Below are 14,632 nucleotides of genomic sequence, written 5' to 3' on the forward strand. Positions count from 1 at the left end.
GGGTTGACGCCGGGCCTGGGCGGGAACCCCCCTTGCGGGGGCCGCGTTGGGGCCGCGGAAAAGAAACTCTCTGAGAGGAGCAATGAGGATGCAGAAATTCTTGGGACTTGGCGCGGTGCTGGCACTGATGGCGGTGGCGGGTTGCGAGACGGTGCAGGGCGCCGGGCGCGACATGCAACATGCGGGCCAGGCGATCTCTCAGGAAAGCGCCGAGGTGCAGGCGGGGCAGGCGAACTGGTAGCCCGCCGCCTTGCCGCGAATGAAAAACGGGACCCTGGGGTCCCGTTTTTTTGTTCAGCCGTCGCGGCCCATCTTTGCGTCCAGGCTCCACGGGCCGGGGCCTGCGCAGAAGATATACAGGAACACGAAGCAATAGAGGATCGCCGCATCGCCGCCGTTCAGCACCGGGAAGGGGCTTTGCGGCGCATGGGCCAGCCAATAGGCGAAGGCCATCAGCCCGGACAGAAGGAAGGCGACCGGGCGCGAGAACAGGCCGACGAACAGCAGCGCGCCGCCGATCAGCTCCATGATTCCGGCCGTCCAGGAAAGGGAAAACGCTGGCGGATTCATGTCGCTGGCGGGAAATCCCAGGATCTTCTGGCTGCCATGGGCGAAGAAGATCAGGGAGGCGATGATGCGCAGCACGCTGCGCATCTGCGGGGCGAAGCCGTTGAGGGTCTGGTTCATGTCTGCCTCTCAGCCTTGGTGGGTGGCCGCGGGGCGCGCGCATGCGCCCGGCCGGTTCAATCGTCGTCGTCGTCCGAGACGTCGGCAATGTCGTCAAGCGAGACATCGCCGTCGTCATCATCCTCTTCCAGCAGGTCGTCGTCCAGATCTCCGGTGTCGTCGTCCAGATCGTCCTCGGCATCGACCAGGTCGTCATCGTTGCGGGCCGCGGTCTTTTCGCTGACCAGGGTCTTGCCGCGCCCCTCGCTGAGGCTTTCGACCGTGAACTGGTTGCCGCAGGCCGGGCAGGTCATCGGGTTGTTCATCAGGTCGTAAAAGCGCGTATGGCAGTGCGGGCACAGGCGTTTCGTGCCCCATTCCTCTTTGGGCATGGTATTCTCCTTCAGCCGCGTTTAGGGAATTTCCGGCACGCCCTGCCACAGTGGGCGGGGGCTGTCAAAGGCTTTTCTGACGAAGGGCCGCGGGCGGGGAACCCAGGCGGCGTGGGACATGGCGGAACGGGTGGGGCAGGTGTCGGGCAGGATCGTCATCGCCGAGGGGCTGGAGGTCGTCCTGCGCCGGTCGGCGCGGGCGCGGCGCATGACGCTGCGGGTGCCGCGCGACGGCGGCGATCCGGTGCTGACCCTGCCGCTGCGCACCCCCGAGGCCGAGGGCCGCGCCTTCGCGCTGTCGCGCGGCGACTGGCTGGCGCAGGCCCGCGCGCGGGTGCCGCAGCCGCAAAGGCCCGCGCCGGGCGCCCTGCTGCCGGTCGAGGGCCGCGCGCTGCGGGTCACGCCCTTTCCGCTGCGCGCCGTCCGGGTCGAGGGGGACCTGCTGCTGGTGCCGCAGGCCCGTCCCGTCGCGCCGGTCGTGCAGGCCTTCCTCAAGCACCTGGCCCTGCAGCGCCTGCGTCCGGCCTGCGACCGCCATGCCGCGGCGCTGGGGCGGCCCTATCGCGCTCTGGTGCTGCGCGACACGCGGTCCCGCTGGGGCAGCTGCAGCGTCGAGGGGCGGCTGATGTTTTCCTGGCGGCTGGCGATGGCGCCGCCCGAGGTGCTGGATTATGTCGCCGCCCACGAGGTCGCGCATCTGGCGCATATGGACCATTCGCCGCGTTTCTGGGCCGCGGTCGAACGGCTGATGCCCGAATGGCGGGGCCGGCGCGACTGGCTGCGCCGGAATGGCGGCGAATTGATGCTGTGGCGGTTCCGCGACTGACGCCGGAGCCCGCGGGGGATTGGGGCCTGCGGGGGATTGACGGGCGCGCGATTTGTGATCACATCCGGGTCATGACAGCGACCCGCACCGCCGATCCCACGGCGCATGAGACCCTCTACCGCAACCTGCGCGCGCGCATCATGGTGGGCGAACTGCCCCCCGGCAAGCCGCTGACGCTGCGCGGCCTGGCCCATGACTACCATGTCTCGATGACGCCCGCGCGCGAGGCGGTGCGGCGGCTGGTGGCGGAGGGCGCGCTGACGCTGTCGGCTTCGGGGCGGGTGGCGACTCCGGCGCTGTCGGACGACCGGATCGAGGAACTGGCGGCGCTGCGCGCGCTGATCGAGCCGGAACTGGCCGCCCGCGCGCTGCCGCGCGCGCATTTCGCGCTGATCGACCGGTTGGCCACGATGAATGCCCGCATCGCCGATGCGGTCGAGCGTCACGATGCGGTCGGCTATATCCGCTGCAACCTGGATTTCCACCGGATGCTGTATCTGCGGGCGCAGGCCCCCGCGATGCTGGCCATGCTGGAGACGATCTGGCTGCAACTGGGCCCGACCATGCGGGCGCTCTATGGCCGGGTCAGGCGCAACGAGCCGCCGCGCCATCACCGCATGATCCTGGCCGCCCTGCGCGCCGGGGACGAGCCCGCCTTGCGGCTGGCCATCCGGGCCGATGTGACCCACGGGCTGCGCCACCTGACCGGCGCCTGAGGGCGCGGCGGCCGGTGTCGCGGTTCAGCCCTGCTGCGCGCCGGGCAGCGCCAGCCCGCCGAAGGCCGGGACGCCGCTCATGGTCGAGGGCACGATGCGGTTGTATTTCGTCCCCGCGATCGAGGCGCCCGCCATCAGCCCCGCCTGGCCGAAGATCAGCGCCACGACCGGATGCTGGGCGGTGACGGTATCGGCGCCCATCGCCATGCCGCCGCGCGGGATCGCGTAATAGGCATCGGCCTCGGCCACCCAGCCCGGCGCGGCGCGGAAGGCAGCCAGCGCCTGATCGGTCTGGAAGATCAGCACATGCGCATATTGCTGCGCGCCCGCCTGAAACCCGACGCTGGCGCGGGTGGCTGAGTAATAGTCCACCGTCGCGCCCCCGATGCGCAGCGCGCCCTGGCCGTAAGCGCCGCCGACGCCGAACGCGGCCGAGGTCATCAGCGGCATGTACAGCACGCCGCGGGCGTTTTCGACCATCTGCGCGGCCTGCGGATAGGTCTGCATCAGATATTGGTGGGTCTGGTCGACCCGCGCGTCCAGCTGCGCCGAGGCATTGCTGCCCACCGCATTGCTGCAGCCCGCCAGGGCCAGCGCCGCGCCGCCGCCCGCCAGCAGCGACCGGCGGCTCATCAGGTTGGATCTGCTCATCTTTTCGCCTCGCTTCGTTTGTCGGACCTGCTCCGGCCCGTTGCGTTCAAGAATACGCGAGGGGGCGCCCTCATGCCAGCATTTCGGCCACCGACGGCGCGAAATAGCTCAACACCCCGTCGCAGCCCGCGCGGCGGAAGGCCAGCAGGCTTTCCAGCATCACCTCGCGCGACAGCCAGCCGTTGCGGATCGCGCCCTCCAGCATCGCGTATTCGCCACTGACCTGATAGGCGAAGGTGGGCGCGGCGAAGCGGTCCTTCACCTCGCGGCAGATGTCCAGATAGGGCATCCCCGGCTTGACCATGACCATGTCGGCGCCCTCGGCCAGGTCGCGGGCGACGCAGCGCAGCGCCTCCTCGCGGTTGGCGGGGTTCACCTGATAGGTCTTCTTGTCGCCGACCAGCCGGCCCGACGCCCCCACCGCGTCGCGGAACGGCCCGTAGAAGGCGCTGGCGAATTTCGCCGCATAGGACAGGATCGCCACATGGCGGTGGCCGGCACCCTCCAGCGCGCCGCGCAGCGCCCCGATCCGGCCGTCCATCATGTCCGAGGGCCCGAGGATGTCCGCCCCCGCCTCGGCCTGCGCCAGGGCCATCCTGACCAGCGCCTCGACGGTCTCGTCGTTCAGGATCTCGCCGTCCACGACCAGCCCGTCATGGCCGTTGGCGTTGTAGGGATCCAGCGCGATGTCGGTCATCACCGCCAGGTCCGGCACGGTCTCCTTGATCGCCCGGATGGCGCGGTTGCCGATATTGTCGGGGTCCCAGGCGCGTTCGCAGCTCTCGGTCTTCAGGTCCTGGTCGGAATGCGGGAAGATGCAGATCGCCGGGATGTTCAGCCGCGCCGCCCGTTCCGCCGCCCGCTTCGCGCCGTCCAGCGTCAGCCGCTCCACGCCGGGCATCGAGGCGATCTCGCCCTCGGCCCCGGCGACCTCGGTCACGAAGATCGGCCAGATCAGGTCGGCGGCGGTCAGGTTCACCTCGTGGACCATCGCGCGCAGGTTGGCGGTGCGGCGCAGGCGGCGCAGGCGCGCGGCGGGAAAGGGGGCGACGATGGGCGTGGCCATGGCGGGCATCCTTCGGCTTGGATCGGCGAAACGGGGCAGGGCGCGCCTTCCCCTCGGCTTGCGGCTGTTCTAAGGTCGCGCGCAGCCAAGAACAAGGAAACCGGGCGGGGAAGGTGGCGCGTGCCGCAGATTGACGGTGTGATCGGTTTTCTGGACAGCCGCTCCTTCGGCACGATCTGGTTCTGGATCGTCCTGATCGGCCTGTGGTCGGCCAGCGGCCGCCATGTGCTGGGCGTGCCCGCCGAGGTGCTGATGCGCGCCCGCCGGGCCCGCCGCGCCGGCCGCCCCGAGGCCGACGAGGTCATCGCGCTGCTGGACTGGCTGTCGCTGACCCTGCCGCGCTGGCGGCTGGGCCGGTCCGAGGGCGCCGTCTTCCTGGGCGCCAGCCTGTTCGCGCTGACCTCGCTGGCGATCCTGGGCTTCGGCTATTGGCTGGAGATGGCGCAGGCTCTGACCCTGCTGGCGACGCCGTTCCTGGTCCTGTTCTGGATGCGGGTCTGGCTGGCGCGCGGCCTGGCCCCGGTGCTGGCCGAGGCGCAATCGGGCGCGCGCCCCGTCGCCGAGGCGGCGGCCGAGGCGATCCGCCGCATGGTGATCCACCGCCGGCTGGCCTCGGTCCTGTCGATCGCCTCGGTGGCGGCGACGGCGCTGTGGGGCACGCTGTGGATGCTGATGCGCCCCTATGGGCTGTAGAGCTTGACACCGCCGCCCGGCGCTTTACCTGACCGCTCATGTCCGATCACCTGATCCTTTCCGGCGCGCCCGAGGGCTATGACGCGGCCCTGATCGCGCGCGAGGCGGCGCGGCCCGAGAACCGGGGCGCCCCCGTCATCCACATCGCCCGCGACGACCGGCGCATGGCGGCGACGCGCGCCGCGCTGGAATTCCTGTCGCCCGGCACGGTGGTGCTGGAATTCCCGGCCTGGGACACGACGCCCTATGACCGCGTCTCGCCCGCGCCCGAGGTGCAGGCGGCGCGCATGGCCACGCTGGCGGCGCTGGCGCAGGGGGCGGTGCCGGGGCCCTTCGTGCTGCTGACCACGCTGAATGCGGTGCTGCAACGGCTGCCGGCGCGCGAACTGCTGTCGGACGCCAGCTTCGTGGCCCGCGTCGGCGACCGGATCGACGAAGCCGCGCTGCGCGGCTTCCTGTCCCGGATGGGCTTCGTGCAGTCGCCCACCGTGACCGAGCCCGGCGATTACGCGATCCGCGGCGGCATCATCGACATCTATGCGCCGGGCGACGCCGGGCCGGTGCGGCTGGACCTGTTCGGCGACGTTCTGGACGGCGCGCGCCGCTTCGATCCGGTGACGCAGCGCACCACCGAGAAGCTGGACCGGGTCGAGCTGGCGCCCATGTCCGAGGTGATCCTGGACGAGGCCGCGATCACCCGCTTCCGCCAGAACTATCGCGCCGAATATGGCGGCGGCACCAGCGACCCGCTGTATGAAGGCGTCAGCGCCGGCCGCAAGATGGCCGGGATGGAACATTGGCTGCCCTGGTTCCACGACCGGATGGAAAGCCTGTTCGACTATCTTCCCGGCGCCTCGGTGGTTCTGGACGACCATGTCGGGCAGGTCATCGACGCGCGGCGGGGCATGATCGCCGAACAATATGACGCCCGCCGCGCCGCGCTGGCCGCGAAGGGCCGCAGCGATACCGTCTACAAGCCCGTGCCCCCCGACGCGATGTTCCCGACGCCCGGCGAATGGGACGGCTGGCTGGCCGCGCGCCGGGTGCTGCGCCTGTCGGTCCTGGCGCAGCCGCCCGGCCCCGGCGTGCTGGACGCGGGCGGCCGCGCGGGCCGCAATTTCGCGCCCGAGCGGCAGGCGGAATCGGTCAATTTGTTCAAGGCCCTGGCCGATCATGTGAAGGCCCTGGGCAGGGATCACCGGGTCATCGTCGCCAGCTTCTCGGACGGCGCGCGCGACCGGCTGGCCGGGCTTCTGGCCGATGAGGGGCTGACCGGCGCCCGGCCCATCGGCGACATCCGCGACCTGCCCGAGGCGTCGGGCGCGGTCGGCCTGGCGGTCTGGCCGCTGGACGAGGGGTTCGTGGCCGAGGGCCGGGCGCTTGGCGCCATCGCGGTGATCTCGGAACAGGACGTGCTGGGCGACCGGCTGATCCGCGGCGCCAGGAAGCGCCGCCGGGCCGAGAATTTCCTGCAGGACACCACCGCGCTGAGCCCCGGCGACCTGGTCGTGCATGTCGAACACGGCATCGGCCGCTATACCGGGCTGGAAACCATCAAGGCCGCCGGCGTGCCGCATGATTGCGTGGCGCTGGAATATGCGGGCGGCGACCGGCTGTTCCTGCCGGTCGAGAATATCGAGCTGCTGTCGCGATACGGCCACGAGGAAGGGCTGCTGGACCGTCTGGGCGGCGGCGCCTGGCAGGCGCGCAAGGCGCGGCTGAAGGAACGCATCAAGCTGATCGCCGACAAGCTGATGCGCGTCGCGGCCGAGCGCCTGTTGCGTCCCGCCCCGGTGCTGGAGCCCGAGGACCACGACTGGCAGGCCTTCTCGGCGCGCTTCCCCTATAGCGAGACCGACGATCAGGCCGCCGCCATCGAGGATGTGCTGGAGGATCTGGCGGCGGGCCGGCCGATGGACCGGCTGGTCGTCGGCGACGTGGGCTTCGGCAAGACCGAGGTGGCGATGCGCGCCGCCTTCGTCGCTGCCAGCCAGGGGATGCAGGTCGCCGTGGTCGCGCCGACGACGCTGCTGGCGCGGCAGCATTTCCGGACCTTCGCCGAACGTTTCCGCGGCTCGGCCATCACCGTCCGTCCGCTGTCGCGCTTCGTGTCCGCCAAGGATGCCGCCCAGACCCGCGCCGGGCTGGCCGAGGGCACGGTGGACATCGTCGTCGGCACCCATGCGGTGCTGGCCAAGCAGGTGCGCTTCAAACGCCTCGGTCTCTTGATCATCGACGAGGAGCAGCATTTCGGCGTCGCCCACAAGGAACGCCTGAAGGAGATGCGCAGCGACATCCATGTGCTGACGCTGACCGCCACGCCGATCCCGCGCACGCTGCAACTGTCGCTGACCGGGGTGCGGGACCTCTCGATCATCGGCACGCCGCCGGTCGACCGGCTGTCGATCCGCACCTATGTCAGCGAATTCGACAGCGTGACCATCCGCGAGGCGCTTCTGCGCGAGAAATATCGCGGCGGGCAGAGCTTCTTTGTGGTCCCGCGCCTGTCCGACCTGCCCGATATCGAGCATTGGCTGCAGGAAAACGTCCCGGAAGTCAGCTACATCGTCGCCCATGGCCAGCTGGCGGCGGGCGATCTGGACCAGCGGATGAACGCCTTCTATGACGGCAGCCATGACGTGTTGCTGGCGACGACCATCGTCGAATCGGGTCTGGATATCCCGACCGCGAACACCATGGTCGTCTGGCGCGCCGACATGTTCGGTCTGGCGCAGCTCTACCAGATCCGGGGCCGGGTGGGGCGATCGAAGACCCGCGCCTATTGCTATCTGACCACCAAGCCGCGCGCGCCCCTGACGCCGCAGGCGATGCGGCGGCTGAAATTCCTTGGCTCGATCGACGGGCTGGGGGCGGGCTTCAACCTGGCCTCGCAGGACCTGGACCTGCGCGGCGCCGGCAATCTTCTGGGCGAGGAACAGTCCGGCCATATCAAGGAGGTCGGCTTCGAACTTTACCAGCAGATGCTGGAGGAAACCATCGCCAAGCTGAAATCGGGCGAGATCGAGGGCACGCCCGAGGACGAATGGGCGCCGCAGCTGAACCTGGGCGTGCCGGTGACGATCCCCGAAAGCTTCATCCCCGACCTGGACGTGCGGCTGGGCCTCTATCGCCGCCTGGCCGAACTGACCACCAAGGTCGAGCTGGAGGGCTTCGCCGCCGAGCTGATCGACCGTTTCGGCCCCCTGCCGCGCGAGGTGAACACGCTGCTGCTGGTGATCCGCATCAAGGCCATGGCCAAGCGCGCCAATATCGCGCGGCTGGATGCCGGGCCGAAGGGCGCGACGGTGCAGTTCCACATGGACAAGTTCCCCAACCCGGCGGGGCTGGTGGAATTCCTGACCGACCAGCGCGGTCTGGCCAAGGTGACGGACAACAGGATCGTGATCCGCCGCGACTGGGCCTCGGACGCGGACCGGATCAAGGGCGCCTTCGCCATCGCCCGCGACCTGGCGGCGAAGGCCAAGGCGGCGAAATAGCGCAAGCGAAAGGGGCGGCGCCACCGGCACCGCCCCCTGATATCCTTGCGCGAGGCGCGGATTACTCGGTCGCTTCCTCGGCGCCTTCTTCCGCTTCGCCGCCATCGCTGGAACGCAGCGCCGACGGGGCGGCGATATTGGCGATGACGAAGTTGCGGTCGATGGTCGGCTTCACGCCGGCGGGCAGGGTCACTTCATCGATATGGATGCTGTCGCCGACCTCATGGCCCGCCAGGTCGACGGTGATGTGGTCGGGGATGTCGCCCGCGGTCACGATCAGCTCGACCTCGGGGCGGACCGTCACCAGGGTGCCGCCCTTCTTCAGGCCGGGGCACTTCTCCTGGTTGATGAACTCGACCGGGATGAACAGGTTCACCTTCGAGGTGCGGCGCAGGCGCATGAAGTCGATATGGATCGGCAGATCCTTCACGACATCCTTCTGCACGCCGCGGCAGATGACGCGGACGTCTTCCTGGCCCTCGACCTTCAGGTTCCACAGCGTGGACATGAAGCGACCGGCGCGCAACTGGGTCAGCAGCTTGTTGAATTCGAACGCGATGGTGACGGGTTCCTTGTTGTCACCATACACGATGCCGGGCACCTTGCCTTCGCGGCGAGCTTGGCGGGCGGCCCCCTTGCCTGTCCCCGCGCGTGCCTCGGCCACCAGATCCGGGATCTCTTTGGCCATAGTCATGTTCCTTCACACAGATTGACACCGCCATCCTCCAAGGGTGCATGGCGGCAGAGCGCGGGCCATAGCGCAGCTTTCGGGGAAAGGGAAGATGAAAAGACAATCATCTGCAATGACAGTTTGACTCGGCAGGTATTTGCCGATTAAGAACGGTCTGGTAGACGGTTTCTTGCTTATGGTTTGGTGCGGCGATTCATGCAAGCGCGAAGTTATTCCATTGATTACATGCGCTTGGTACTCGCCGCCTTCGTGGTCTTCGGCCATAGCGGGCTGGGCCAGCAATCCATCGGACTGATGGGAATCATCCTGGCCAGCAGCGTGTTGCGCACGGCCGTGCCGCTGTTCTGCCTGATCTCGGGCTTCTTCCTGCTGCGCAGCATAGAGCGGGGGCGGTTCACCGGCTGGGTGACGCGCATGTTCACGCTCTACACCGTCTGGACCTTCATCTATTTCTTCCTGATGCAGCTGTGGGACCGGCCGCTGCAGCAGACCCTTTACGAATTGTTCATGGGCTTTCGCCACCTGTGGTTCCTGCTGGGGCTGGGGCAGGCGGCGCTGATGCTGATGTTCTTCCGCCGCTGGGGGCTGCGGGTGCTGATCTGGTCGGCGCTGGCCTTCGGCCTCGCCGGGCTGCTGCTGCAATATCTGCGGCTGACGGGCCTGGCGCCGATCCCGCTGGAGGTGTTCCGCAGCGGCCCCTTCGATCTCTATCCCTTCGTGGTCATGGGCTATGTGATCGCCTCGGTCCATCGCGATCCCGACCTGTTCTGCCGCCTGCGGCCGTCGAATCGCGTCCTGTGGGGGATGATCCTGGGCGGGCTGGTGCTGGCCAACCTGGAACAGATGTTCTGGCTGGGCCTGTTCCGCCCCGACATGCTGGTCGAATTCACCGCGGGGTTCTGGCTGATCTGCCCGGCCGTGTTCCTGCTGGCGCTGGACATGAAGGCGCCGGCCCACAGCCTGCCGATGGCGATGATGGCCTCGGCCATCTATGTGCTGCACATGGCCTTCCTGCATATCGGGACCCAGCTGCAGTTGGACAGCCCGCTGCTGCCGGCCCTGGCGGGCTTCGTGGTGCCGGCGCTCTGTGTCCATGCGCTCAGCGTCTCGCAGCGGGGCCAGAGGCTGATGGCGCAGCTGTTCTGACGCGGACGCCGGCGCCCCGCGGGACGCCGGCGCGGCGCCATTTCAGGCGCCGTATTCCTCGGCGAAGCCCTGCGGGATCAGCAGGTTGTGGCGCCCCACCGCCTTCACGTCGCGTTCGCCGCACAGCGCCATGCTGATGTCCAGCTCCTTCTGGATCACCTCCAGCGCCCTGGTCACCCCGGCCTCGCCCATCGCCCCCAGGCCATGGACGAAGGCGCGGCCGATCCAGGTGGCATGGGCACCAAGCGCCAGCGCCTTCAGCACGTCCTGGCCCGAGCGGATGCCGCTGTCCATGTGGATCTCGACCTGCTCGCCGACCGCCGCGACGATATGCGGCAGCATGCGGATCGAGCTGAGCGCCCCGTCCAGCTGCCGCCCGCCGTGATTGCTGACCACGATCGCATCGGCTCCGAAATCGGCGGCGATGCGGGCGTCCTCGGGATCCATGATTCCCTTCAGGATCAGCTTGCCGCCCCACATGTCGCGGATCCGGGCGACCTTGTCCCAGTCCAGCTTCTCGTCGAACTGCTCGGCCGTCCAGCTCATCAGCGAAGAGGTGTCGCCGACGCCCTTGGCATGGCCGACGATATTGCCGAAGAAGCGCCGCTTCGTGCCCAGCATCCCCATGCCCCAGCGCCATTTCGTCGCCAGGTTCAGCATGGTCGGCAGGGTCAGCTTGGGCGGCGCCGATAGCCCGTTCTTCAGGTCCTTGTGCCGCTGGCCCAGGATCTGCAGGTCCAGCGTCAGTACCAGCGCGCTGCAATTGGCGGCCTTGGCGCGCTCGATGATCGCCGCCAGGAATTCCTGGTCCTTCATGACATAAAGCTGGAACATGAAGGGCCTGGTGGTGTTCTGCGCCACGTCCTCGATGGAACAGATCGACATCGTCGACAGGCAGAAGGGCACGCCGAAGCGCTCGGCCGCGCGGGCCGCCAGGATCTCGCCATCGGCGTGCTGCATCCCGGTCAGCCCGACCGGTGCCAGCCCGACCGGCATCGAGACCGGCAGCCCCGCCATCTCGGACGCGGTCGAGCGGTTCGACAGGTCCACCGCCACCTTCTGGCGCAGCTTCAGCCGCGCGAAATCCGTGGTGTTCTCGCGGAAGGTCTGCTCGGTATAGCTGCCCGATTCGGCATAGTCGTAGAACATGCGCGGCGTGCGCGCCCTGTGTAGGGTCTTGAGATCCTCGATGCAGGTGATGACCGGCGCTGACAGAACGGGCATGGGCTCCTCCGCTGGGTTGGTAAAAATTTCTTACCACCATGTCGCGGCCTGGGCAATTGCGCTGTCAGCCTCCGGGACCGGCCTCCGCGGCGGGCGTCATCCGGGCGCGGGTGCCGGGCTCGATCACCGGGCCGCGCAGGGCATCGGCCCGCGCCCGCAGCGCCTCGGCGCGGGCGACGACGGCGGCTTCCGGCGGGACATCGGCGGCCACGGTCGCGGCATGGGCGGGCAGCGCCGGCTCGGCCAGCACCTGCTCGGTCGGCAGCAGGCGCGGATAGTCGTCCTGACCGCCGGCACAGGCGGACAGCGCGCAGGCGGCGCAAAGCGCCAGGATCGGTCGGTTTCTCATCCGGCGCAGGTTACGCGCGCCGCCGCCCGGCCACAACGGGCTTTCCCGGCGGCGCAGGGCGTCCTATGAACCCCCATGGCCCGCACCCATGGTTCACGCGCAGAGATCACCGGCCCCCTCGTCAGGGCCGAGGCCAGGCGGCTCTTCGCCCGCCACGGCTATGCCGCCGTCTCGATGCGCCAGATCGCGGCGGCGGTCGGCGTGCAGGCGGGCGCGCTCTATGCCTATACGCCCGACAAGCAGGCGCTGCTCCACGACCTCCTGGACAGCCACATGCAGGAATTGCTGGCCGCCTGGCAGGACGACCCCGCCGCGCCGCCGCTGGCCCGGCTGGAGGCCTTCGTGCGCTTCCACATCGCCTTCAGCCTCGACCATTCCGACGCGGTCTTCCTGTCCTACATGGAGCTGCGCAACCTGACGCCCCAGAATCACCGCCGCATCGCCGACCTGCGCGGCCGCTACGAAGCCGCGCTGGAAACCATCCTGCGGGACGGGATCGCCGCCGGCGTGATGCGCCTCGACGATCCGAAACTGGCGACCATGGCGCTGATCGCCATGCTGACCGGGGTGACCAACTGGTATCGCGAGGGCGGCCGGCTCGACCGCCGGCGCATCGGCGACATCTACTGGGGCCTGGCACGGGGCGCGGTCGGTGCCGATTGACCGCGCAACCGATGGCGGCTTCTCTGTTGCCCAAATACCCCGATCCCGCCGCTTGCCCAGACCGCCCCGCCGCCCGATAATCGCGCCATGAGCCTGCCGCCCGGTTTCCTCGACGAACTTCGCGCCCGCGTGCCGATCAGCCGCGTGATCGGGCGCAAGGTCGTGTGGGACCTGCGCAAGTCCAACCAGGCGCGCGGCGACTGGTGGGCGCCCTGCCCCTTCCACCAGGAAAAATCCGCCAGCTTCCATTGCGACGACCAGAAGGGCTTCTATTACTGCTTCGGCTGCCAGGCCAAGGGCGACGCGCTGACCTTCCTGCGCGAATCGGACGGGCTCGATTTCATGGAGGCCGTCCGTGTCCTCGCCGCCGAGGCGGGCATGACCGTCCCCGAACCCGACCCGCGCAGCCGCGAACGCAGCGACCGGCGCGACCGCCTGCTCGAGGTGACCGAGGCCGCCCTGCGCTGGTTCCGCCTGCAGCTGCAGACCGCCGCCGCGGCCGAGGCGCGCGACTACCTGGCCCGGCGCGGGCTGGACCGCGCCGCCGAGGACCGCTTCGAGATCGGCTTCGCCCCCGACAGCCGCCACGGCCTGATTCGCGCCCTGCGCGAAAAGGGTCTCGACGAGGAACGGATCGTCGAGGCCGGCATGGCGATTCGCCCGGATGACGGCGGGGCGGCCTATGACCGGTTCCGCGGCCGCATCATCTTTCCGATCCGCGACGGGCGCGACCGGGTCATCGGCTTCGGCGGCCGGGCGATGGACCCGAATGCGCGGGCGAAATACCTCAACAGCCCGGAAACGCCGCTCTTCGACAAGGGCCGCAACCTCTATCACCTCGGCCCGGCGCGGGCGGCGGTGGCGAAGGGCCAGCCGCTGGTCGTGGCCGAGGGCTACATGGACGTGATCGCGCTGGCCCGCGCCGGTTTCGAGGGCGCGGTCGCGCCCCTGGGCACCGCCATCACCGAAGACCAGCTGCGCCTGATGTGGCGCATCAGCCCCGAGCCGATCATCGCGCTGGACGGCGATGCGGCGGGGTTGCGCGCGGCGCAGCGGCTGATCGACCTGGCCCTGCCGATGACCGGGCCGGGTCAGGCGCTGCGCTTCGTGCTGCTGCCCTCGGGCCAGGATCCCGACGACCTGATACGCGCGCAGGGGCCGGGTGCGATGCGGGCGCTCCTGGACCAGGCGCGGCCGCTGGTCGATCTCCTATGGTCGCGCGAGACCGAGGGCCAGCGCTTCGACAGCCCCGAGCGCAAGGCCGCGCTGGACCGCCGCCTGCAAGAGGCCATCGCCCGCATCCCCGACGAGCTGACCCGCCGCCACTATGCCGAGGAGATCCGCCGCAAGCGCTGGGAGCTGTTCGGCAAGCGGGGCGGTTCCGAGGCCAGGACCCGCGCGGGTGGGCGGCAGGCGGGCGGGCGGCAGGCGGGCCGCGGGCCCGCCCGGCCCGGCGGAGCCTCGATGGCTCCGGCCGGGCCGATCCCTGCCATTCCGCTGGACGGTCCCAATGCCGGCGAGGCGCTGCTGGAAGGCGCCGCGCTGCTGATCTGCGCTCTGCGCCCCGAGATGGTCGCCGAGATCGAGGCGCGGCTGGAACGGCTGCCGCCGCGCGATCCCGACCGCGCGGCGCTGCTGCACGACCTGCTGACCGGGCAGGGCAGCGAGGCCGGGCGGCGGGCCCTTGAAACGCTGCGGGCCGACGCCCATCTGGGCCTGACTCCCGCCGTGATCGAACAGCAGGACGCCGAGGCCGCGGCCGCGATCCTGACCAATCTCCTGGACCGGCTGGAGGCCCACCGCGCCGCCAGCGCCGAGCTGGCCCGCGCCGAAGCGGAAATCCAGGGCGAGGCCGATGAGGGCCTGACCTGGCGGATGCAGCAGATCACGCGCGCCCGGCACCGCGCCGAGCGCCCGGACATGGAGGATTCGGGCGATCTGAACGAGGATCGCGACGCGCTTTCGGCGCAGCTTCAGACCTGGCTCAGCGGTGAAATCTGGCGCAAGCCGCCGCGCCGCTAGGCCGATTCGCCGAACCCGTGGGCGATTCGC

The 14,632-nt window shown here is 69.5% G+C and carries 15 protein-coding genes; 8 read left to right on the top strand and 7 right to left on the bottom strand.

The window, feature by feature from the left end:
* Nucleotides 1–88: 88 nt before the first annotated feature.
* The gene (locus C9E82_RS07435; RefSeq protein WP_119899997.1) at nt 89–241 is read left to right on the top strand and encodes an entericidin A/B family lipoprotein; all 153 of its coding nucleotides are present in this window, start codon (nt 89–91) and stop codon (nt 239–241) included.
* A gap of 53 nt (nt 242–294) precedes the next feature.
* Here the strand turns inward: C9E82_RS07435 and C9E82_RS07440 are convergent, their stop codons facing one another.
* Complete coding sequence (locus tag C9E82_RS07440; RefSeq protein WP_119899995.1) at nt 295–687, bottom strand: DoxX family protein; 393 nt, start codon at nt 685–687, stop codon at nt 295–297.
* A 56-nt stretch (nt 688–743) separates the two neighbouring features.
* Nucleotides 744–1,058, bottom strand: a complete 315-nt coding sequence (locus C9E82_RS07445; protein WP_119899993.1) for a TIGR02300 family protein — start codon at nt 1,056–1,058, stop codon at nt 744–746.
* 118 nt (nt 1,059–1,176) lie between these two features.
* Between C9E82_RS07445 and C9E82_RS07450 the strand changes: the two genes are divergently transcribed.
* Nucleotides 1,177–1,884, top strand: coding sequence for a M48 family metallopeptidase (locus tag C9E82_RS07450; RefSeq protein WP_119899991.1), 708 nt, complete (start codon nt 1,177–1,179; stop codon nt 1,882–1,884).
* A gap of 71 nt (nt 1,885–1,955) precedes the next feature.
* On the top strand, nt 1,956–2,600 hold the full coding sequence (locus C9E82_RS07455; protein WP_119899990.1) for a GntR family transcriptional regulator: 645 nt from the start codon (nt 1,956–1,958) through the stop codon (nt 2,598–2,600).
* 24 nt (nt 2,601–2,624) lie between these two features.
* Here the strand turns inward: C9E82_RS07455 and C9E82_RS07460 are convergent, their stop codons facing one another.
* Together C9E82_RS07460 and hemB are read right to left on the bottom strand one after the other, a co-directional pair.
* Nucleotides 2,625–3,251: a lipid-binding SYLF domain-containing protein gene (locus tag C9E82_RS07460; RefSeq protein ID WP_420849847.1), complete on the bottom strand. Its 627-nt coding sequence runs from the start codon at nt 3,249–3,251 to the stop codon at nt 2,625–2,627.
* Between the two features lie 70 nt (nt 3,252–3,321).
* Complete coding sequence (gene hemB / locus C9E82_RS07465; protein ID WP_119899986.1) at nt 3,322–4,317, bottom strand: porphobilinogen synthase; 996 nt, start codon at nt 4,315–4,317, stop codon at nt 3,322–3,324.
* Nucleotides 4,318–4,437: 120 nt separating this feature from the next.
* Here hemB and C9E82_RS07470 point away from each other — a divergent pair, with 120 nt between their 5' ends.
* Complete coding sequence (locus C9E82_RS07470; RefSeq protein WP_119899984.1) at nt 4,438–5,010, top strand: hypothetical protein; 573 nt, start codon at nt 4,438–4,440, stop codon at nt 5,008–5,010.
* 38 nt (nt 5,011–5,048) lie between these two features.
* Complete coding sequence (mfd, locus tag C9E82_RS07475) at nt 5,049–8,507, top strand: transcription-repair coupling factor (RefSeq protein ID WP_119899982.1); 3,459 nt, start codon at nt 5,049–5,051, stop codon at nt 8,505–8,507.
* 61 nt (nt 8,508–8,568) lie between these two features.
* Here the strand turns inward: mfd and C9E82_RS07480 are convergent, their stop codons facing one another.
* The gene (locus tag C9E82_RS07480; RefSeq protein ID WP_119899980.1) at nt 8,569–9,195 is read right to left on the bottom strand and encodes a 50S ribosomal protein L25/general stress protein Ctc; all 627 of its coding nucleotides are present in this window, start codon (nt 9,193–9,195) and stop codon (nt 8,569–8,571) included.
* A 198-nt stretch (nt 9,196–9,393) separates the two neighbouring features.
* On the opposite strand from C9E82_RS07480, the gene C9E82_RS07485 reads away from it, so the two are divergent.
* Nucleotides 9,394–10,344 (top strand): acyltransferase family protein, encoded by a 951-nt coding sequence (locus tag C9E82_RS07485; RefSeq protein ID WP_119899978.1) that lies wholly within the window; start codon nt 9,394–9,396, stop codon nt 10,342–10,344.
* Between the two features lie 42 nt (nt 10,345–10,386).
* Here the strand turns inward: C9E82_RS07485 and C9E82_RS07490 are convergent, their stop codons facing one another.
* Nucleotides 10,387–11,568 (bottom strand): alpha-hydroxy acid oxidase, encoded by a 1,182-nt coding sequence (locus C9E82_RS07490; RefSeq protein WP_119899975.1) that lies wholly within the window; start codon nt 11,566–11,568, stop codon nt 10,387–10,389.
* A gap of 64 nt (nt 11,569–11,632) precedes the next feature.
* Nucleotides 11,633–11,917, bottom strand: coding sequence for a hypothetical protein (locus C9E82_RS07495; RefSeq protein ID WP_119899973.1), 285 nt, complete (start codon nt 11,915–11,917; stop codon nt 11,633–11,635).
* Nucleotides 11,918–11,992: 75 nt separating this feature from the next.
* Here C9E82_RS07495 and C9E82_RS07500 point away from each other — a divergent pair, with 75 nt between their 5' ends.
* Nucleotides 11,993–12,580 (top strand): TetR/AcrR family transcriptional regulator, encoded by a 588-nt coding sequence (locus C9E82_RS07500; protein WP_119899971.1) that lies wholly within the window; start codon nt 11,993–11,995, stop codon nt 12,578–12,580.
* Between the two features lie 87 nt (nt 12,581–12,667).
* On the top strand, nt 12,668–14,602 hold the full coding sequence (gene dnaG / locus C9E82_RS07505; RefSeq protein WP_122449235.1) for a DNA primase: 1,935 nt from the start codon (nt 12,668–12,670) through the stop codon (nt 14,600–14,602).
* Nucleotides 14,603–14,632: the final 30 nt, after the last annotated feature.

Origin of the sequence: Paracoccus sigandri, from assembly GCF_003709565.1 — a bacterium.
GTDB classification, from domain to species: domain Bacteria; phylum Pseudomonadota; class Alphaproteobacteria; order Rhodobacterales; family Rhodobacteraceae; genus Paracoccus; species Paracoccus siganidrum.

What these genes read in the sequence shown, in the direction of transcription:
- mfd (WP_119899982.1), top strand. Translation starts at nt 5,049, where the DNA reads ATGTCCGATCACCTGATCCTTTCCGGCGCGCCCGAGGGCTATGACGCG.
- C9E82_RS07450 (WP_119899991.1), top strand. Translation starts at nt 1,177, where the DNA reads ATGGCGGAACGGGTGGGGCAGGTGTCGGGCAGGATCGTCATCGCCGAG.
- C9E82_RS07460 (WP_420849847.1), bottom strand. Translation starts at nt 3,251, where the DNA reads ATGAGCAGATCCAACCTGATGAGCCGCCGGTCGCTGCTGGCGGGCGGC.
- hemB (WP_119899986.1), bottom strand. Translation starts at nt 4,317, where the DNA reads ATGGCCACGCCCATCGTCGCCCCCTTTCCCGCCGCGCGCCTGCGCCGC.
- C9E82_RS07480 (WP_119899980.1), bottom strand. Translation starts at nt 9,195, where the DNA reads ATGGCCAAAGAGATCCCGGATCTGGTGGCCGAGGCACGCGCGGGGACA.
- C9E82_RS07500 (WP_119899971.1), top strand. Translation starts at nt 11,993, where the DNA reads ATGGCCCGCACCCATGGTTCACGCGCAGAGATCACCGGCCCCCTCGTC.
- C9E82_RS07440 (WP_119899995.1), bottom strand. Translation starts at nt 687, where the DNA reads ATGAACCAGACCCTCAACGGCTTCGCCCCGCAGATGCGCAGCGTGCTG.
- C9E82_RS07485 (WP_119899978.1), top strand. Translation starts at nt 9,394, where the DNA reads ATGCAAGCGCGAAGTTATTCCATTGATTACATGCGCTTGGTACTCGCC.
- C9E82_RS07455 (WP_119899990.1), top strand. Translation starts at nt 1,956, where the DNA reads ATGACAGCGACCCGCACCGCCGATCCCACGGCGCATGAGACCCTCTAC.
- C9E82_RS07435 (WP_119899997.1), top strand. Translation starts at nt 89, where the DNA reads ATGCAGAAATTCTTGGGACTTGGCGCGGTGCTGGCACTGATGGCGGTG.
- C9E82_RS07445 (WP_119899993.1), bottom strand. Translation starts at nt 1,058, where the DNA reads ATGCCCAAAGAGGAATGGGGCACGAAACGCCTGTGCCCGCACTGCCAT.
- C9E82_RS07495 (WP_119899973.1), bottom strand. Translation starts at nt 11,917, where the DNA reads ATGAGAAACCGACCGATCCTGGCGCTTTGCGCCGCCTGCGCGCTGTCC.
- C9E82_RS07490 (WP_119899975.1), bottom strand. Translation starts at nt 11,568, where the DNA reads ATGCCCGTTCTGTCAGCGCCGGTCATCACCTGCATCGAGGATCTCAAG.
- dnaG (WP_122449235.1), top strand. Translation starts at nt 12,668, where the DNA reads ATGAGCCTGCCGCCCGGTTTCCTCGACGAACTTCGCGCCCGCGTGCCG.